The following is a 17732-nucleotide window of genomic DNA, read 5'->3' as shown; positions in this document are numbered from 1 at the left end:
AGACGCACAAAGAAAAGGCACGGCCGTTTGCCGTGCCTTTTCTCTATAGGTATGTCCTGGATCAATAGATTTTGTATACAAAATCCTAATGATGGGGCTGCCGATGGCCCTATCGCCGGCAAGCCAGCTCCCACAGGGTGAGCCGCAGCCCTTGTGGGAGCTGGCTTGCCGGCGATGAGGCCAGCACAGGCAGCCTCAGACTTCCAGGTAGTCCAGGATACCTTCAGCAGCAGTACGCCCTTCGAAGATGGCCGTCACCACCAGGTCCGACCCACGCACCATGTCGCCACCGGCAAACACTTTCGGGTTGCTGGTCTGGTGCTTGAACTTGCCCTTCTCCGGTGCCACCACGCGGCCCTGGCTGTCCAGCTGGATGCCATGCTGCTCGAACCACGGCGCCGGGCTTGGGCGGAAGCCGAAGGCAATGACCACGGCATCGGCCGGCAGGATCTCTTCAGACCCCGGGATCGGCTCCGGGCTGCGGCGGCCACGGGCATCCGGCTCGCCGAGACGAGTCTCGACCACCTTCACGCCTTCGACCTTGTCCTCGCCGACAATGGCGATAGGCTGGCGGTTGTAGAGGAACTTCACGCCCTCTTCCTTGGCGTTTTTCACCTCACGACGCGAACCCGGCATGTTGGCCTCGTCACGGCGATAGGCGCAGGTCACCGACTTGGCGCCCTGGCGGATCGAGGTGCGGTTGCAGTCCATCGCGGTGTCACCACCGCCCAGTACCACCACCTTCTTGCCCTGCATGTCGACGAAGTCTTCCGGCGACTTCTCGAAGCCCAGGTTGCGGTTGACGTTGGCGATCAGGAAGTCCAGCGCGTCATGCACGCCCGGCAGGTCCTCGCCCGGGAAGCCGCCCTTCATGTAGGTGTAGGTACCCATGCCCATGAACACTGCGTCGTATTCGGCGAGCAGTTGCTCCATGGTCACGTCCTTGCCCACCTCGGTGTTCAGGCGGAACTCGATGCCCATGCCGGTGAACACTTCACGGCGGTTGCTGAGCACGGTCTTTTCCAGCTTGAACTCGGGAATACCGAAGGTCAGCAGGCCGCCGATTTCCGGGTTGCGGTCGAATACCACCGGGGTCACGCCGGCACGTACCAGCACGTCGGCACAGCCCAGGCCGGCCGGGCCGGCACCGATGATGGCGACGCGCTTGCCGGTTGGCTTGACCTTGGACATGTCCGGGCGCCAGCCCATGGCGAAGGCGGTGTCGGTGATGTACTTCTCCACCGAGCCGATGGTCACCGCACCGAAGCCGTCGTTCAGGGTGCAGGCACCCTCGCACAGGCGGTCCTGCGGGCATACGCGGCCGCACACTTCCGGCAGGGTGTTGGTCTGGTGCGACAGTTCCGCCGCGGCCAGGATGTTGCCTTCGGAAACCAGCTTCAACCAGTTGGGGATGAAGTTGTGTACCGGGCACTTCCATTCGCAATAGGGGTTACCGCAGCCCAGGCAGCGGTGCGCCTGCTCCACGGACTGCTGCGGCTTGAACGGCTCGTAGATTTCCACGAACTCCTTCTTGCGCTGGCGCAGCAGCTTTTTCTTCGGGTCCTTGCGGCCCACTTCGATGAACTGGAAGTCGTTGTTCAGACGTTCAGCCATTTTTCAAAACCTCTTTACCGCAGTTGCCAGCCTCAGGCTGCAAGCTGCAAGACGATCACTTGAGCACGACAGGCCCCGCGCACGGGGCCGTCACTTGCAGCTGTTGTTACTGCGGGTTGGCACGGGTGCTGGACAGCAGTTGCTTCAGGTTGGCTGCCTTCGGCTTGACCAGCCAGAAGCGCCGCACGTAATCGTCCAGGTTCTCCGAGAGCTCACGCCCCCACTCGCTGCCGGTCTCTTCCACGTACTCGGCAAGGACCCGCGCCAGGTGGCTGCGGTAGGCCTCCATCGCTTCACCACTGATACGCTGGATTTCCACCAGCTCATGGTTGAGCTTGTCGACGAAGGTATTGTCCATGTCGAGCACGTAGGCGAAGCCGCCAGTCATGCCAGAACCGAAGTTGTAACCGGTCTTGCCCAGCACGCAGACAAAGCCGCCGGTCATGTATTCACAGCAGTGATCGCCAGTGCCCTCGACAACAGCGTGGGCGCCGGAGTTACGTACAGCGAAGCGCTCGCCAGCAGTACCGGCGGCGAACAGCTTGCCGCCGGTGGCGCCGTACAGGCAGGTGTTGCCCACGATGGCGCTGTGCTGGGTTTCGAACGGGCTGCCGGCTGGCGGCACGATGGTGACCTTGCCACCGGTCATGCCCTTGCCGACGTAGTCGTTGGCGTCGCCTTCCAGGTGCAGGTTCAGGCCACCGGCGTTCCACACGCCGAAGCTCTGGCCCGCAGTACCCTTGAAGCGGAAGGTGATCGGCGCCGCGGCCATGCCCTGGTTGCCATGCAGGCGGGCGATTTCGCCCGACACGCGCGCACCGATGGAGCGGTCGCAGTTGCAGATGTCGAGGCTGAACTCGCCACCGGCCTGGTCGCGGATGGCCGGCATGGCCATTTCCACCATCTTCTCGGCCAGCTCGCCCTGGTCGAACGGCGGGTTCTTGTCGACTTCGCAGAACTGCGGCTTGTCAGCCGGGATGTGCGAGCTGCCCAGCAGCGGCGACAGGTCCAGGTACTGCTGGCGCTCGGTGTCGCCTGGCAGCACGTCGAGCAGGTCGGTACGGCCGATCAGCTCGCCGAGGCTGCGCACGCCCAGCTTGGCCAGCCACTCACGGGTTTCTTCGGCGACGAAGGTGAAGAAGTTGATCACCATGTCGACGGTGCCGATGTAGTGGTCCTTGCGCAGCTTGTCGTTCTGGGTGGCCACGCCGGTGGCGCAGTTGTTCAGGTGGCAGATTCGCAGGTACTTGCAGCCCAGGGCGATCATCGGCGCGGTACCGAAGCCGAAGCTTTCGGCGCCGAGGATGGCTGCCTTGATCACGTCCAGGCCGGTCTTCAGGCCACCGTCGGTCTGTACCCGTACCTTGCCGCGCAGGTCGTTGCCGCGCAGGGTCTGGTGGGTCTCGGCCAGGCCCAGCTCCCATGGGGCGCCGGCGTACTTGATCGAGGTCAGCGGCGAAGCACCGGTACCACCGTCGTAGCCGGAGATGGTGATCAGGTCGGCATAGGCCTTGGCCACACCGGCGGCGATGGTGCCGACGCCAGCTTCTGCCACCAGCTTGACCGAAACCAGGGCCTGCGGGTTGACCTGCTTGAGGTCGTAGATCAGCTGGGCCAGGTCTTCGATCGAGTAGATGTCGTGGTGCGGCGGCGGCGAGATCAGGGTCACGCCCGGTACCGCGTAACGCAGCTTGGCGATCAGGCCGTTGACCTTGCCGCCTGGCAGCTGGCCGCCTTCACCGGGCTTGGCGCCCTGGGCAACCTTGATCTGCAGCACTTCGGCGTTGACCAGGTACTCCGGGGTCACGCCAAAGCGGCCGGTGGCCACCTGCTTGATCTTCGAGCTCTTGATGGTGCCGTAGCGCGACGGGTCTTCACCGCCCTCGCCAGAGTTGGAACGCGCGCCCAGGCGGTTCATCGCCTCGGCCAGCGCTTCGTGGGCCTCTGGCGACAGTGCACCCAGCGAGATACCGGCGGAGTCGAAGCGCTTGAGGATCGCCTCCAGCGGCTCGATCTGCTCCAGCGGCAGCGGCTGGTCGGCCACTTTCACCTTCAGCAGGTCGCGGATCATCGACACCGGGCGCTGGTCGACCAGCGTGGTGTATTCCTTGAACTTGGCGTAGTCGCCCTGCTGCACGGCGGCCTGCAGGGTGTTGACCACGTCCGGGTTGTAGGCGTGGTATTCGCCACCGTGGACGAACTTCAGCAGGCCGCCTTGCTGGATCGGCTTGCGCGCGCTCCAGGCTTCGGCTGCCAGCAGCTTCTGGTCGCTTTCCAGGTCTGCGAAACGCGCACCCTTGATGCGGCTGGAAACGCCCTTGAAGCTCAGGCCCACCACTTCCTCGGCCAGGCCGATGGCTTCGAACAGCTGCGCGCCACGGTACGAGGCGATGGTGGAGATACCCATCTTCGACAGGATCTTCAGCAGGCCCTTGGAGATGCCCTTGCGGTAGTACTTGAAGACTTCGTCCAGGTCGCCCAGCACTTCGCCGGTACGGATCAGGTCAGCCAGCACTTCATAGGCCAGGTACGGGTAAACGGCCGAGGCACCGAAGCCCAGCAGCACGGCGAAGTGGTGCGGGTCGCGGGCGGTGGCGGTTTCCACCAGGATGTTGCTGTCGCAACGCAGGCCCTGCTCGGTCAGGCGGTGGTGCACCGCACCAACGGCCAGCGAGGCGTGCACCGGCAGCTTGCCCGGGGCAATGTAGCGGTCGCTCAGAACCAGCTGGGTCTTGCCAGCGCGCACGGCTTCTTCAGCCTGGTCGGCGATGTTGCGGATGGCCGCTTCCAGGCCGACGCTCTCTTCATAGTTGAGGTCGATCAGCTGGCGGTCGAAGCCTTCGCGCTCCAGGTTCATCAGCGAACGCCACTTGGCGGGCGAGATGACCGGCGAGCTGAGGATTACCCGCGAAGCGTGCTCCGGGGATTCCTGGAAGATGTTGCGCTCGGCACCCAGGCAGATTTCCAGGGACATGACGATCGCTTCGCGCAGCGGGTCGATCGGCGGGTTGGTCACCTGGGCGAACTGCTGGCGGAAGAAGTCGTACGGCGAACGCACGCGCTGCGACAGCACGGCCATTGGCGTGTCGTCACCCATCGAACCGACCGCTTCCTGGCCCTGCTCGCCGAGCGGGCGCAGCACCTGGTCACGCTCTTCGAAGGTGACCTGGAACATTTTCATGTACTGCTTGAGCTGGTCAGCGTCGTAGCTGGCCACGCCCTGGTCATCGGTCAGTGTCGCCTGGATGCGCGTGGCGTGCTGACGCAGCCAGCGCTTGTACGGGTGGCGCGACTTCAGACGGTTGTCGATGGCGTCGGTGTCGAGGATCTGGCCGGTTTCGGTGTCCACGGCGAAGATCTGGCCCGGGCCGACGCGGCCCTTGGCGATGACGTCCTCGGGCTTGTAGTCCCATACGCCGATTTCCGACGCCAGGGTGATGTAGCCGTTCTTGGTGGTCACCCAGCGCGCCGGGCGCAGGCCGTTACGGTCGAGCAGGCACACCGCATGGCGGCCTTCGGTCATTACGATACCGGCCGGGCCATCCCACGGTTCCATGTGCATGGAGTTGTATTCGTAGAAGGCGCGCAGGTCGGCGTCCATGGTCTCGACGTTCTGCCAGGCTGGCGGTACCAGCATGCGCACGCCACGGAACAGGTCGATGCCGCCAGTGACCATCAGCTCCAGCATGTTGTCCATGCTCGAGGAGTCGGAACCGACGCGGTTGACCAGCGGGCCGAGCTCGTCGAGGTCGGGGATCAGGTCGTTGGCGAACTTGGTGCGACGAGCCATGGCCCAGTTGCGGTTGCCGGTGATGGTGTTGATCTCGCCGTTGTGGGCGAGGAAGCGGAACGGCTGCGCCAGCGGCCATTTCGGCAGGGTGTTGGTGGAGAAGCGCTGGTGGAACACGCAGATCGCGGTTTGCAGGCGCTCGTCACCCAGGTCTGGGTAGAAGGCCGCGAGATCGCGCGGCATCATCAGGCCTTTGTAGATGATGGTCTTGTGCGAGAAGCTGCAGATGTAGTGGTCGGCGTCGTGGGCGTTGGCCACGGACGAACGGCGACGGGCACTGAACAGCTTGATGGCGAATTCCTGGTCGCTCAGGCCTTCACCGCCGATGAACACCTGCTCGATCTGCGGCAGGCGCTCAAGGGCCAGGCGGCCGAGCACGCTGGTATCGATCGGCACCTTGCGCCAGCCGACCAGCTTCAGGCCAGCAGCGAGGATTTCGCGGTCCATGTTGGCGCGGGCGGCTTCGGCTTTGACCGGGTCCTGGTTGAAGAACACCATGCCGACGGCGTACTGCTTGGGCAGCTCGACAGCGAAGTGCTCCTGGGCCACGGCACGCAGGAATTGATCGGGCTTCTGCATGAGCAGACCGCAACCGTCACCGGTCTTGCCGTCGGCGTTGATACCGCCGCGGTGGGTCATGCAGGTCAGTGCCTGCATGGCGGTTTGCAGAAGGTGGTGGCTCGGTTCGCCCGTCATATGGGCGATCAGGCCAAAACCACAGTTGTCCTTGAATTCTTCGGGATGGTACAGACCTGTTTTCATAGACACATTCTCACCAGGTTCACCTCTCAACGGAGGTAAATCTCTTTTTTAACAACCACTTACCATCCACGCCGATCAAACGCCAGCTTTTTTGCGGTGGCCATGGAAAACCATTGTTGCACAGCGACAGCGATGCCCACAAATTTTCATGTCTCACCATTGAAAATTTATGTCGCAATTTTGAATGTTTTTGCGCCATGCGCCGTGATAGCGGCTTGGCTCGAGTCTGAAGCGTTTCAGCCATGACTGCAAGTAAGGCTTGTGGCCGGCAGTCTGGGACAGAAAAGCCTGCCGCGTGACAACGCAGCAGGCTATTCGAAAGTCAGTAATCGCTCAGCAACTGGGCGGCGGGGTGGTGCCGCCCGGAAGGTATCAGCGGGCCGAGGCCAGCTCTTGTTGGACGCTGGCGACGGTACGTGGCCAAGGTTTACCAGCCTGGACCTTCGCTGGCAAGTTCTTGATTGCCGCAACCGCTGCGTCGCGGTTGGCGAAGTTGCCGTAAGTGACTACGTACAGCGGCTTGCCCTGCAGGTTTTTCTTGAAGTAGCGATAGTCGCCACCCTGGGCCTTGACGAACGCCTGGGCCGAAGCCTCGGAGCTGGTACCCAGGATCTGCACCACGTAATTGCCCGGTTTCTGCCCGGCGTACCAGCCGCTGTTGCCGCTGCCACCGGCTGCCGGCTTCTCGACAGGCTTGGCGGCCGGCTTGGCCACGGCGACCTGGGTCGGTGCTGGTGCAGGCTTGGCTGGCGCAACCGGCTTGGCAGGCTGGGTTGCGACAGGTTTTGGCGCAGGCGCAACCGGCTGCGGTTGCGGCTGTACCGGCTGGGCCGGCGCCGTGACTACAGGCTGGGCAGGTACCGGTGCCGGGCCCGCCGGCACACCTTGCGGCGGTGCGATGGTGGTCACGGTTGGCGGCGGGTTGCCTGGCTGCAGGGCGGTATCACCGGCCGGGCTACCCTCTTCACCCTCACCCATGCCCGCCGCCTGGGCCAGCGGCTCGCGCATCACCGGCTGCGACTGGCCAACCAGCGGCAGCGGCATCGGCTGGGACGAACCCGAGAACTCGATGGCTGGGTTGCCACCATTGGCCTGGCCCTCGCCAAGCGGCAACTGGGCCTGGGCGGCCGGCGCTTCGGCAGGCGCCTTGTCACCTTTCTTCGGCATCAACACCGCGGCCGCAACGGCGACCACAACCACAGCGGACAGCGCGAGCACATGTTTTTTAGGCATCTTGAACCCCATGGATGGTCGCTTGGCCGTCGAACGGCTGGCGATCATGGCTTCGATCAAAGTGTCACGGGCGACCTGGTTGATGTTGCCAGGCCAGCCGTCGGAGTTTTCATGGATATCGACGATCTGTTCACGGCTGAACACCTCGATGCCCCGGCCAGCACCTTCCAGGCGCTGCTCCAGGTACTCGCGGGTTTCTTCTTCACTGTAGGGGGCGAGTTCGATGATGTGGAAGCGTTCTTCCTCGACATTGATCTCGTCCAGCCCGGCAATCAGCGACGGCTCACCGAACAGGAACACATGCGGGCGCCCTTCCGGTACACCCGCCGCCAATTCCAGCAACGCTTGGAGTGCCGACTCGTCGAGTTGTTCCGCATCGTCCACCAGCAAGTACACTTCCTGGCCGGTCAGTGCCAGTTGCACCACCTTGGCCAGGATCGCCTGCATTTCGGCCTCGGCCACATCCAGGCTCTGCGCGACCTGGCCGAGTACGCTGGCGGCATCGCTGGCGCCACGGGCGGACACCACCACGCTCTGCACCGCCTGCTTGTTGGTACTGGCCACCAGGGCCTGGCGCAGCAGGGTCTTGCCGCTGCCCAGCGGGCCGGTGACAACCAGCATCAGCTGGCTGTAGCGCGCCAGGTGGTGCAGTTGGCCGAGCACGGGCTTGCGCTGGGCCGGGAAGAACTTGAAGCCGGGCACGCGGGGCGCGAACGGATCGTGGCTCAACTGGTAATGGTCGAGAAAGGCCTCATCGGCATGCAAACTGGTCATTGCGCTGTCACAACCTCAAAGCTGGGCCACGATCGCGCGGTAATCCGCCGACAACGTGGCCTGTAGAATCTCTTTCGGATAGTCGTCGGTCACCACGGCCTCGCCCATCTGGCGCAGCAGCACCAGACGCAGACGGCCGTCGAGCACCTTCTTGTCGACCGCCATGTGCTCCATGAAATGCGCCGGGGTCATTTCCTGTGGTGGCACCACCGGCAAACCTGCGTCCTGCAACAGGCGGATTCCGCGATCGCGCTCGGCCTGGTCGATCCAGCCAAGGCGCATGGACATCTCCAGGGCCATCACCGTGCCCGCCGCCACGGCTTCGCCGTGCAGCCACACGCCGTAACCCATGTGGGTCTCGATGGCATGCCCGAAGGTATGCCCCAGGTTCAGCGTGGCGCGTACGCCAGACTCGCGCTCGTCGGCACCCACCACCGCGGCCTTGGCCGCGCAGGAGCGGCGGATGGCTTCGGTCAGCGCCACCGGGTCGAGGGCACGCAGCGCCTGCATATTGTCCTCGAGCCAGGCGAGGAACGGCTTGTCGCAGATCAGGCCGTACTTGATCACTTCGGCCAGGCCTGCGGACAGCTCGCGCGCCGGCAGGGTCTTGAGGCTGGTGGTGTCGATCAGCACCGCATTGGGCTGGTAGAAGGCACCGACCATGTTCTTGCCCAGCGGGTGGTTGATGCCGGTCTTGCCGCCGACCGAAGAGTCGACCTGGGACAGCAGGGTTGTCGGCACCTGGATGAAGTCGACGCCGCGCTGATAACAGGCGGCAGCGAAGCCGGCCATATCACCGATCACGCCGCCACCCAGGGCGACCACGGTGGTGCGGCGGTCGTGCCGTGCAGTCAGCAGGCCATCGAAGATCAGTTGCAGGGTTTCCCAGTTCTTGTGGGCTTCGCCATCGGGCAATACCACCGGCAGCACCGAATAGGCACCCAGGGTCTTGCTCAGGCGTTCGAGATACAGAGGCGCGACGGTCTCGTTGGAAACGATGGCAACCTGCCGCCCGGCGATGTGCGGCGCCAGCAGCTCGGGCTGGTCCAGCAGGCCTTCGCCAATGTAGATCGGGTAGCTACGCTCGCCCAGGTCGACCTTTAGTGTCTGCATGTATCCCCACAATGTACTTGGGCGCGGCGCCGTTCAGGCACCCGCGCGGTAACGTTGAACCTCGCCTCGGCGCTGGTGGCCGAGAATAGTCCCGGGCTAACGGGGCGGCAACTGCTGCAAGCGCTCGAGAATATCGATCACCACCATGCGTGGCGGCCGCTCGTCGGTTTCCACCACCAGGTCGGCGATCTCGCGGTAGAGCGGGTCGCGGGTTTCCAGCAGGGCGCGCAAGGTCGCCTCGGGATTGGCGGTGCGCAGCAGGGGGCGATTACGATCACGCGCGGTGCGGCCAACCTGCTGTTCCACCGAAGCATGCAGGTAGATCACCCGGCCACCCTGGTGCAGGGCCTGGCGGTTGGCTTCGCGCATTACCGCGCCACCGCCGGTCGCCAGGACCACGCCGTCGAGTGCGCACAGCTCGGCGATCATCGCCTGCTCGCGGTCACGGAAACCCGGCTCGCCTTCCTTGTCGAAAATCCACGGGATGTTGGCGCCGCATCGCAGTTCGATTTCCTTGTCGGAATCCTTGAACAGCAGGCGCAGCTCTTTGGCCAATAGGCGTCCGATGGTGCTTTTACCAGCGCCCATGGGCCCCACAAGTATCAAATTTCGCACAGAATCAACGACTCACAGCAATCGCCTGGTCACTCATGATACGCGGAGTCAGGAAGACCAGCAGCTCGGATTTTTTCTCTTGTAATGCATCGCGTCGAAACAGCCGCCCAACATACGGCAGATCGCCGAAAAATGGCACCTTGTCGACCACATTGTTTTGCGAAGTCGAGTACACGCCACCAATCACGATCGTTTCACCGTCCACCACGCGAACCTTGGCATTGACCTCGTTCTTGCGGATCGGCGGTACGTTGTTCAAGGCATTGACGTAATCCGGCTCGTCCTTGGTCACCCTGACGGTCATGATCACCTTGTTGTCCGGGGTGATCTGCGGGGTCACCTCCAGCGACAACGAGGCTTCGCGGAACGCTACCGAGGTGGCGCCGCTCTTGCTGGTTTCCTGATACGGCACCTCGGTACCCTTGAGGATCCTGGCGGTTTCCTTGTCGGCCGTGACTACCTTGGGCTGCGAGATGATTTCGCCGTTGCCGCTCTTTTCCATGGCACTGAGCTCCAGGTCGAGCAGCACGTCGCCACGCAGCAGGCCCAGGCCGATACTGCCGCCCACCCGCTCCACCCCGAGGTCGACGAACAGGTCCTTGCCCGGCAGCGGGTCTTCAACGTAAAGCGGCCCACCCCAGCGCACCCCCAGGCTTTTTTCGTAATCGACGTTGGCCTCGACGATACGCGCCTCGATCGCCACCTGGCGCACCGGTACGTCCAACTGCGCCACCAGTTGCCTCAGCTCGGCAAGGCGGTCGGCCGGCAGGTGTACCACCAGCGTATTGGTGCGCTCGTCGACACTGAGGCTGCCCCGACCGGTGAGGATGCCGTCATCCGCCAGGCTCGCCAGCAGCAGCTCCGCCAGTTCGCCAGCCTTGGCGTGATGGATGGGCAACAGCTCCCGGCGCAACGGCTGCAACTGCGCATCCAGCGCCTGGCCCACACGGGCATCGACAGACTGCGCGGCAAACTCGGCCGCAGGCGCCACCAGCAGCACATTGCCCTCCTGGCGCCGGGCCAGGCCCTTGCTGCGCAGCACCAGGTCCAGCGCCTGGTCCCATGGCACGTCCTGCAAGCGCAAGGTGACGCTACCCTGCACGGCATCGCTGGCGACCAGGTTGACGCCGGCATAGTCAGCCAGCACCTGCAGCACCGAGCGCACTTCCACATCCTGGAAGTTCAGCGACAGTGGTTCACCCTGATAAGGCGTCGCCGACGCCAGCGGGACCGGCAGCAGGGCTGCCAGCATCCATTTCATCAATGTTTTCATCGTCGTCCGGGGCCTCCTTGCCCAGGTGCTTTGCGAGTGTGATGAACGCCGTGCGCTCATGCCATACCCCTGCCATGAACAGCCGTTCGCGTACTTCGACCTGGGCTTGATCAACCCTCGCCACCACCCCCTGGTCACGCCCGACCCGGTCCCCAGGGCGCACGCGATAGAGCCTGCCGGCCGCCATCAGCAGTGCTTCGTGTACCGCCCCACGCGACAGGCTGCCGACCATCTCCAGTTGCGCCAAAGGCACGTCGGCCAACCCGCTACCCGTCAATCGCGTCGCCCCAGGCGCAAACGGGTCGACCGGGGGCGCTGCCGTCACGCCCCTGGCCGGCATGAGCGCGAGCATCGCAGGCTCCGGCACTGGCGCCAGCGCCTCATAGGCATCAACCCGCAACTGCAGGCGCAGCAGGCCAGGCTTGCCATCGGCTGCAGCCAGCTGCAGGTCACCGCTGCGCAGCACACGCGCCTGGCCCAACCAGTCGCCCAGCCACTGGCGCAAAGCCGCGTATCGCCCCACCACCTGTAGCTCCAGCGGTACCTTGCGAAAGCCAGCCTGTTGTTCGTCTTCATGTACATCGAAGCGCTCGATGAGCAAGCCATGCGCATGCCCCGACGCTGCCAGGCGCTCGAGCAGGTCGCTCATGCCCTCCCCGGCCGCCAGGTGCCAGTACGCCTCCCGCAAGCGTCGCTCGGCAATGGCCACAGACGCGTGGAGTTGCTCCAGCTCGGCCAGCTGCAGCGCGCCGGCTGAATGCTGTTCGTGCAACTCGGCGTGCCGGGCCTCCTCCTGCGCCTGCTGCTGCAGCGCTGCCGGGAGACGTATGGCGCAGCCCAGGCCGAACAACGCCAAGGCCATCAGCACTGGCGCCAGCTGCCTGAAGCGGCTGGAGCGCTCGGCCATGGCCAGCCAGCCGAGCACCTGTGCAGCATTCACGACCAGAACGCCGAAACGCGCGCACCCAGCAGGAATTCATCGCCGCCCGGCAGGCTCCTGATGCGCTTGAGCTCCAGACCAACCAGCGCACTCGAGCGGCTCAGGTCCCGCATGAACTGCGCGACCACGGCACCGGACGTGGCCAGCCCGGTCATCTGCAGGCTGCCGTCTTCCAGGCTGAGGTCGAGCAGTTGCACACCCACTGGCAGCGCCCGCTCGAGGTCAGCGAACACCCCGGCCAGCACATCCTGGTTGGCACGCAGGCCTTCCAGCGCCACCGCACGTGCCAGTAGCGCCTCATGCTGCGCACGCACATCGGCCAGCGGCTGCAATTGTTCGCCCAACACCTCAAGGGCCGCCTGGTGGCGGATATTGGCCAGCGCCTGCTGCTGCCCGCGCTGGCGGGCCAGCTGGTCGACCAGCGTCACGCCACACAGGGCCAGCAGCGCGCCGGCGACCAGTCGCCTGCGGAAAGACCGCAACGCAGCCTGGCGTTGCCGTTCGCGCCAGGGCAGAAGGTTCAGCCGCATCATCGGCGCAACCCTCCGAGAGCCAGGGCGCACGCCAGGATCATCGCGCCATCGACGTGTTCCACGCGCGCCAGCTCGGGTACCAGGCGACACGGCAGGTTCAACCGGGAGCCGAGGCTCTGCAACTGGCCCGGTTCGATCGGAGAACGGCTGGCGATCAACAGGCAATCGGGCAAAGGCCCACCGGCGAGCAAGGCCAGCAGGCGCTCCGGCAGCGCCCCCGCTATCGTCGACAGCCCCAGGTTCAGCTCACGCCGTTGCTGAGGCCGACCCGACTGCCAGCCATGAAGGGTGGTGCTTTGCGCCTCGATACGCAGCAGCGCCGAGCTTTGGTGCCTGCCCAGCGGCAGCATGCGCCCCAAGGCAATGCTGTCGACCTCCACGGCCTCCAGTTGCAACCCGGCCTCTTCGACGATGCCCTCAAGTGGCGCCAGTGCACTCTGCCGACACGCAGCCACCATCACTTCGGCGCAGCCTGGCTGGACGCGAGAGCCTCCCAGGACCTGAAAATCCAGGGCCAGGTCTTCCAGCGGAAATGGAAACAGCCGTTCGGCGTCAGCCAGCAGCTGCGCCTCCATTTCTGACCCGCCCTGTTCAACCGGCAGGTGGCACAGCTTGCAGATCACCTGGTTGCCCGGCAGTGCCAGCGCGACCCGGCGCTGCCTGAGGCCGCTGCGTCGGTAGGCGCGCCTCAAGGCAGCCGCCACGGCGCCAGGCTCTGCCGCCCAGTCACCGCCAGCCGGTGATTCGAACGGTTCTTGTACCGAGGCAAGCACCCGGCAGCGCCGGTTACGCCGCTGCAGTTGCACAATCCGAACGGAGTCGGGGGCAATTTCCACCCCCACGAGTGAACCGGCATCCTTGCCGAAGCGTCCTAGCATCGTGGCATCCTTGTTGTCTGTCGCCGCCATCTGTCGCGGCTACCTGCCCCAACCCCGCGTCAACACTAGGCCGCGCCGGCCCATCGAGGCGACGGGCAGCCTGGCCGGTAACCCGGAGAGGCGAAAAAATGCTTATAATGCCCAGCGTTTTTTGGTCCGCCGGACCTGCGTGCAATCCACTCCCAACCTGGACACCGAAAAGCCTTGATACGTCTGCTGAAGTTCTTCTGGTGGTCTTCCGTCGCAGTCATCTGCGCGCTCGTACTCGGTGTGAGCGGTGCGTTTCTGTATCTTAGCCCCAGCCTGCCCTCGGTCGAGTCGCTCAGAAGCATCCAGTTGCAGATCCCCCTCAGGGTGTACAGCAGCGACGGCAAGCTGATTGCCGAGTTCGGCGAAATGCGCCGCTCGCCGATCCGCTTCGCGGAAATTCCCCCACAATTCATCCAGGCGCTTCTGTCGGCCGAGGACGACAATTTCCTCAACCACTATGGTGTCGACCCCAGCAGCCTGATGCGCGCCGCGACCCAGCTGGTGAAAACCGGCCATATCCAGACCGGCGGCAGTACCATCACCATGCAGGTGGCGAAGAACTTCTTCCTCACCAGCGAGCGCAGCTTCTCGCGCAAGACCAACGAGATTCTGCTGGCCCTGCAGATCGAGCGCGAGCTGACCAAGGACGAGATCCTCGAGCTGTACGTGAACAAGATCTACCTGGGCAACCGCGCCTACGGCATCGATGCCGCCGCGCAGGTGTACTACGGCAAATCGATCCGCGACGTGAGCCTGGCGCAGATGGCGATGATCGCCGGCCTGCCCAAGGCACCCTCGCGCTTCAACCCGCTGGCCAACCCGGTGCGCGCCAAGGAGCGCCGCGACTGGATCCTCGGCCGCATGTACAAGCTGGGCAAGATCGACGAAGCCAGCTACCAGGCAGCCTTGGCCGAGCCGCTCAACGCCAGCTACCACGTGCCCACGCCTGAAGTGAATGCGCCTTACATCGCCGAAATGGCTCGCGCCGAAATGGTCGGCCGCTACGGCAGCGACGCCTACACCGAAGGCTTCCGCGTCACCACCACGGTGCCCAGCGACATGCAGGAAATGGCCAACAAGGCCATCCTCAACGGCCTCTCCGACTACGATGAGCGCCACGGCTACCGCGGCCCCGAAGCACGCTTCCCGGGCCGCACCCAGGCGGCCTGGCTGCAGGAGCTGGGCAAGCAGCGCAGCCTTGGCGGCCTGGAGCCGGCCATCGTCACCCAGGTCGAAAAAACCGGCCTCAAGGTGCTGACCCGCAGTGGCCAGGAAGAGCTGGTGGCCTGGGACACCATGAAATGGGCGCGCCCGTTCATCAATAGCAACTCCCAGGGCCGTGCGCCGCAGTCGCCGGCAGACGTTGCCCAGGTCGGCGACCTGGTGCGCCTGCAGCGCCTGGAGGATGGCATGTTCAAGTTCAGCCAGGTGCCTGGCGCGCAGAGTGCGCTGGTCACCCTCGACCCTTACAACGGCGCCATCCGCGCCCTGGTCGGCGGCTTCTCGTTCGAGCAGAGCAACTACAACCGCGCCATGCAGGCCAAGCGGCAGCCGGGCTCGAGCTTCAAACCGTTCATCTACAGCGCCGCCCTGGACAGTGGCTACACCGCATCCAGCCTGGTCAACGATGCACCGATCGTGTTCGTCGACGAGTACCTGGACAAGGTCTGGCGACCGAAGAACGACACCAACACCTTCCTTGGCCCGATCCGCATGCGCGAAGCGCTGTACAAGTCGCGCAACCTGGTGTCGATCCGCCTGCTGCAGGCCATGGGCGTGGACCGCACCATCGACTACATCGCCAAGTTCGGCTTCAACAAGCAGGACCTGCCGCGCAACCTGTCGCTGGCACTGGGCACCGCCACCCTGACCCCGATGGAAATCGCCACAGGCTGGAGTACTTTCGCCAACGGTGGTTACAAGATCACCCCGTACCTGATCGAACGCATCGAAAGCCGCAGCGGCGAGACGTTGTTCACCGCCAACCCGGCCCGGGTACCGCAAGGTGCCGAGGACCAGGCAGGTGTGGCCGCGCCCGAACAGCCGATCAGCACCGCCGCCATGCCGGGCGAGGCACCCGCAGCCTTCAGCCAGGTGGCGTCTGCACCGCAGGCGCCGGCCGTGGCCGAGCAGATCATCGACGGGCGCACCACCTACATCCTCACCAGCATGCTGCAGGACGTGATCAAGCGCGGTACCGGCCGCCGGGCGCTGGCCCTGGGCCGCACCGACCTGGCAGGCAAGACCGGTACCACCAACGAGTCCAAGGACGCCTGGTTCTCCGGCTACAACGCCGACTACGTGACCACCGTGTGGGTCGGTTTCGACCAGCCCGAAACCCTTGGTCGCCGCGAGTACGGCGGCACCGCGGCACTGCCGATCTGGATGAGCTTCATGGGCGCAGCCCTCAAGGACAAGCCTGCGCATGCGCCGGCAGAGCCGGAAGGCATCCTCAGCCTGCGCGTCGACCCGGTCAGCGGCCGTGCCGCTTCGCCGAGCACACCGAATGCCTACTTCGAGCTGTTCAAGGCCGAAGACTCGCCGCCGTCGGTGGACGAACTGGGCACTGGCGCAGCACCGGGCAGCCCGTTGCCGGCGGATGAAGCGGCGCCGATGGATCTGTTCTGAAGGTTAACGCCGTCCGTGTAGGAGCGGCCTTGTGTCGCGAAAGGGCCGCAAAGCGGCCCCAGCAATGTCTGCTTGATGCATGAACCCCGGGGGCGCTTCGCACCCCTTTCGCGACACAAGGCCGCTCCCACAAGGGACCGCAACATCAGTGCAGCGTGTAAACAAAAAGCCCCGGCTCATACGAGCCGGGGCTTTTTTGTGTCGCCAGGCAGCAATCAGCCTTTGAACACGTCATCCACGCTGGTCAGCGGGTAGTGCTTCGGATACGGCAGGGTAGCCACGCCGGATTCGATGGCGGCCTTGGCCACAGCGTCGGAAACGACGGTGATCAGGCGCGCGTCCAGCGGTTTCGGAATGATGTACTCACGGCCAAATTCCAGAGCCTGTACGCCGTAGGCGTCGCACACTTCCTTCGGCACTGGCAGCTTGGCCAGGTCTTTCAGGGCGATGGCGGCGGCGATCTTCATTTCTTCGTTGATGCGCTTGGCGCGAACGTCCAGGGCACCACGGAAGATGAACGGGAAGCCCAGTACGTTGTTGACCTGGTTCGGGTAGTCGGAACGACCGGTAGCCATGATCACGTCGCTGCGAGTGGCGTGCGCCAGCTCTGGCGAGATTTCCGGGTCCGGGTTCGAGCAGGCGAACACGATCGGGTTGGCAGCCATCGACTTCAGGCCTTCGGCGCTCAGCAGGTTCGGGCCGGACAGGCCTACGAACACGTCGGCACCGTCGAGGGCGTCAGCCAGGGTGCGCTTGTCGGTGGCGTGGGCGAACTGCGCCTTGTACTGGTTCAGGTCGTCACGGCCAGCGTGGATCACGCCACTGCGGTCGATCATGTAGATGTTCTCGACCTTGGCACCCATGCTCACCAGCAGCTTCATGCAGGAGATGGCGGCAGCGCCGGCACCCAGGCAGACGATCTTGGCGTCTTCCAGCTTCTTGCCGGCGATTTCCAGGGCGTTGATCATGCCGGCCGCGGTGACGATGGCGGTACCGTGCTGGTCATCGTGGAATACCGGGATGTCGCACTGTTCGATCAGGGTGCGCTCGATTTCGAAGCACTCAGGCGCCTTGATGTCTTCGAGGTTGATGCCACCGAAGGTGATCGAGATGCGGCGAACGGTGTCGATGAACGCCTGCGGGCTTTCCGATTCCACTTCGATGTCGAACACGTCGATACCGGCGAAACGCTTGAACAGAACACCCTTGCCTTCCATGACCGGCTTGGAAGCCAGTGGGCCGAGGTCACCCAGACCGAGGATGGCGGTGCCATCGGAAATCACCGCAACCAGGTTGCCTTTGCCGGTGTATTTGTAAGCCAGCTCTGGATCACGGCCGATTTCACGCACGGGCTCAGCAACACCTGGGCTGTAGGCCAGGGCGAGGTCACGGGCGGTGGCGGTGGGCTTGGAGAGTTCGACGCTCAGTTTCCCCGGACGAGGTTGAGCGTGATATTCGAGAGCGGCGGTTTTCAGGTCTGACATGGTGGGCATTCCGCTATTTACTGTTCTGACGGACCGCCGAGGATACGCAAAGAGCCGGGGAGCCA

At 64.4% G+C, this 17732-nt stretch carries 11 protein-coding genes; 1 reads left to right on the top strand and 10 read right to left on the bottom strand.

The features are described 5' to 3' along the window. Positions 1-195: 195 nt before the first annotated feature. From CAG22_RS01740 to pilM, 9 genes are all read right to left on the bottom strand, one after another. On the bottom strand, positions 196-1614 hold the full coding sequence (locus CAG22_RS01740) for an FAD-dependent oxidoreductase (RefSeq protein ID WP_013974599.1): 1419 nt from the start codon (positions 1612-1614) through the stop codon (positions 196-198). 106 nt (positions 1615-1720) lie between these two features. Then, a complete protein-coding gene (gene gltB, locus CAG22_RS01735) occupies positions 1721-6166 on the bottom strand; it encodes a glutamate synthase large subunit (protein ID WP_025340954.1) in 4446 nt (1481 codons plus the stop codon). A gap of 372 nt (positions 6167-6538) precedes the next feature. After that, positions 6539-8173 (bottom strand): SPOR domain-containing protein, encoded by a 1635-nt coding sequence (locus tag CAG22_RS01725; protein WP_085704169.1) that lies wholly within the window; start codon positions 8171-8173, stop codon positions 6539-6541. Between the two features lie 15 nt (positions 8174-8188). After that, positions 8189-9286 carry a 3-dehydroquinate synthase gene (aroB, locus tag CAG22_RS01720; RefSeq protein ID WP_015272135.1) on the bottom strand — a complete coding sequence of 366 codons (1098 nt, stop codon included), beginning with the start codon at positions 9284-9286 and terminating at the stop codon, positions 8189-8191. A gap of 96 nt (positions 9287-9382) precedes the next feature. After that, a complete protein-coding gene (aroK, locus tag CAG22_RS01715) occupies positions 9383-9901 on the bottom strand; it encodes a shikimate kinase AroK (RefSeq protein ID WP_025340956.1) in 519 nt (172 codons plus the stop codon). A gap of 4 nt (positions 9902-9905) precedes the next feature. After that, the gene (locus tag CAG22_RS01710; protein ID WP_085704166.1) at positions 9906-11174 is read right to left on the bottom strand and encodes a type IV pilus secretin PilQ; all 1269 of its coding nucleotides are present in this window, start codon (positions 11172-11174) and stop codon (positions 9906-9908) included. After that, positions 11098-12099 (bottom strand): pilus assembly protein PilP, encoded by a 1002-nt coding sequence (locus tag CAG22_RS01705; protein WP_085704403.1) that lies wholly within the window; start codon positions 12097-12099, stop codon positions 11098-11100. Before CAG22_RS01705 ends, CAG22_RS01710 begins: the two co-directional genes overlap by 77 nt. An 11-nt stretch (positions 12100-12110) precedes the next feature. Continuing rightward, on the bottom strand, positions 12111-12647 hold the full coding sequence (locus tag CAG22_RS01700; RefSeq protein ID WP_085587737.1) for a PilN domain-containing protein: 537 nt from the start codon (positions 12645-12647) through the stop codon (positions 12111-12113). Further along, positions 12644-13525: a type IV pilus biogenesis protein PilM gene (gene pilM, locus CAG22_RS01695; RefSeq protein WP_085704163.1), complete on the bottom strand. Its 882-nt coding sequence runs from the start codon at positions 13523-13525 to the stop codon at positions 12644-12646. The genes CAG22_RS01700 and pilM overlap by 4 nt, the downstream gene beginning before the upstream one ends. Before the next feature lie 207 nt (positions 13526-13732). On the opposite strand from pilM, the gene CAG22_RS01690 reads away from it, so the two are divergent. Next, positions 13733-16183, top strand: coding sequence for a penicillin-binding protein 1A (locus CAG22_RS01690; RefSeq protein WP_371916845.1), 2451 nt, complete (start codon positions 13733-13735; stop codon positions 16181-16183). 215 nt (positions 16184-16398) lie between these two features. Here the strand turns inward: CAG22_RS01690 and CAG22_RS01685 are convergent, their stop codons facing one another. After that, positions 16399-17667, bottom strand: a complete 1269-nt coding sequence (locus CAG22_RS01685; protein WP_024087853.1) for a malic enzyme-like NAD(P)-binding protein — start codon at positions 17665-17667, stop codon at positions 16399-16401. Positions 17668-17732 lie beyond the last annotated feature (65 nt).

The sequence above is a fragment of the Pseudomonas sp. B8(2017) genome (assembly GCF_002113575.1).
GTDB classification, from domain to species: domain Bacteria; phylum Pseudomonadota; class Gammaproteobacteria; order Pseudomonadales; family Pseudomonadaceae; genus Aquipseudomonas; species Aquipseudomonas putida_Z.
This window is presented reverse-complemented; position numbering and strand designations above follow the sequence as displayed.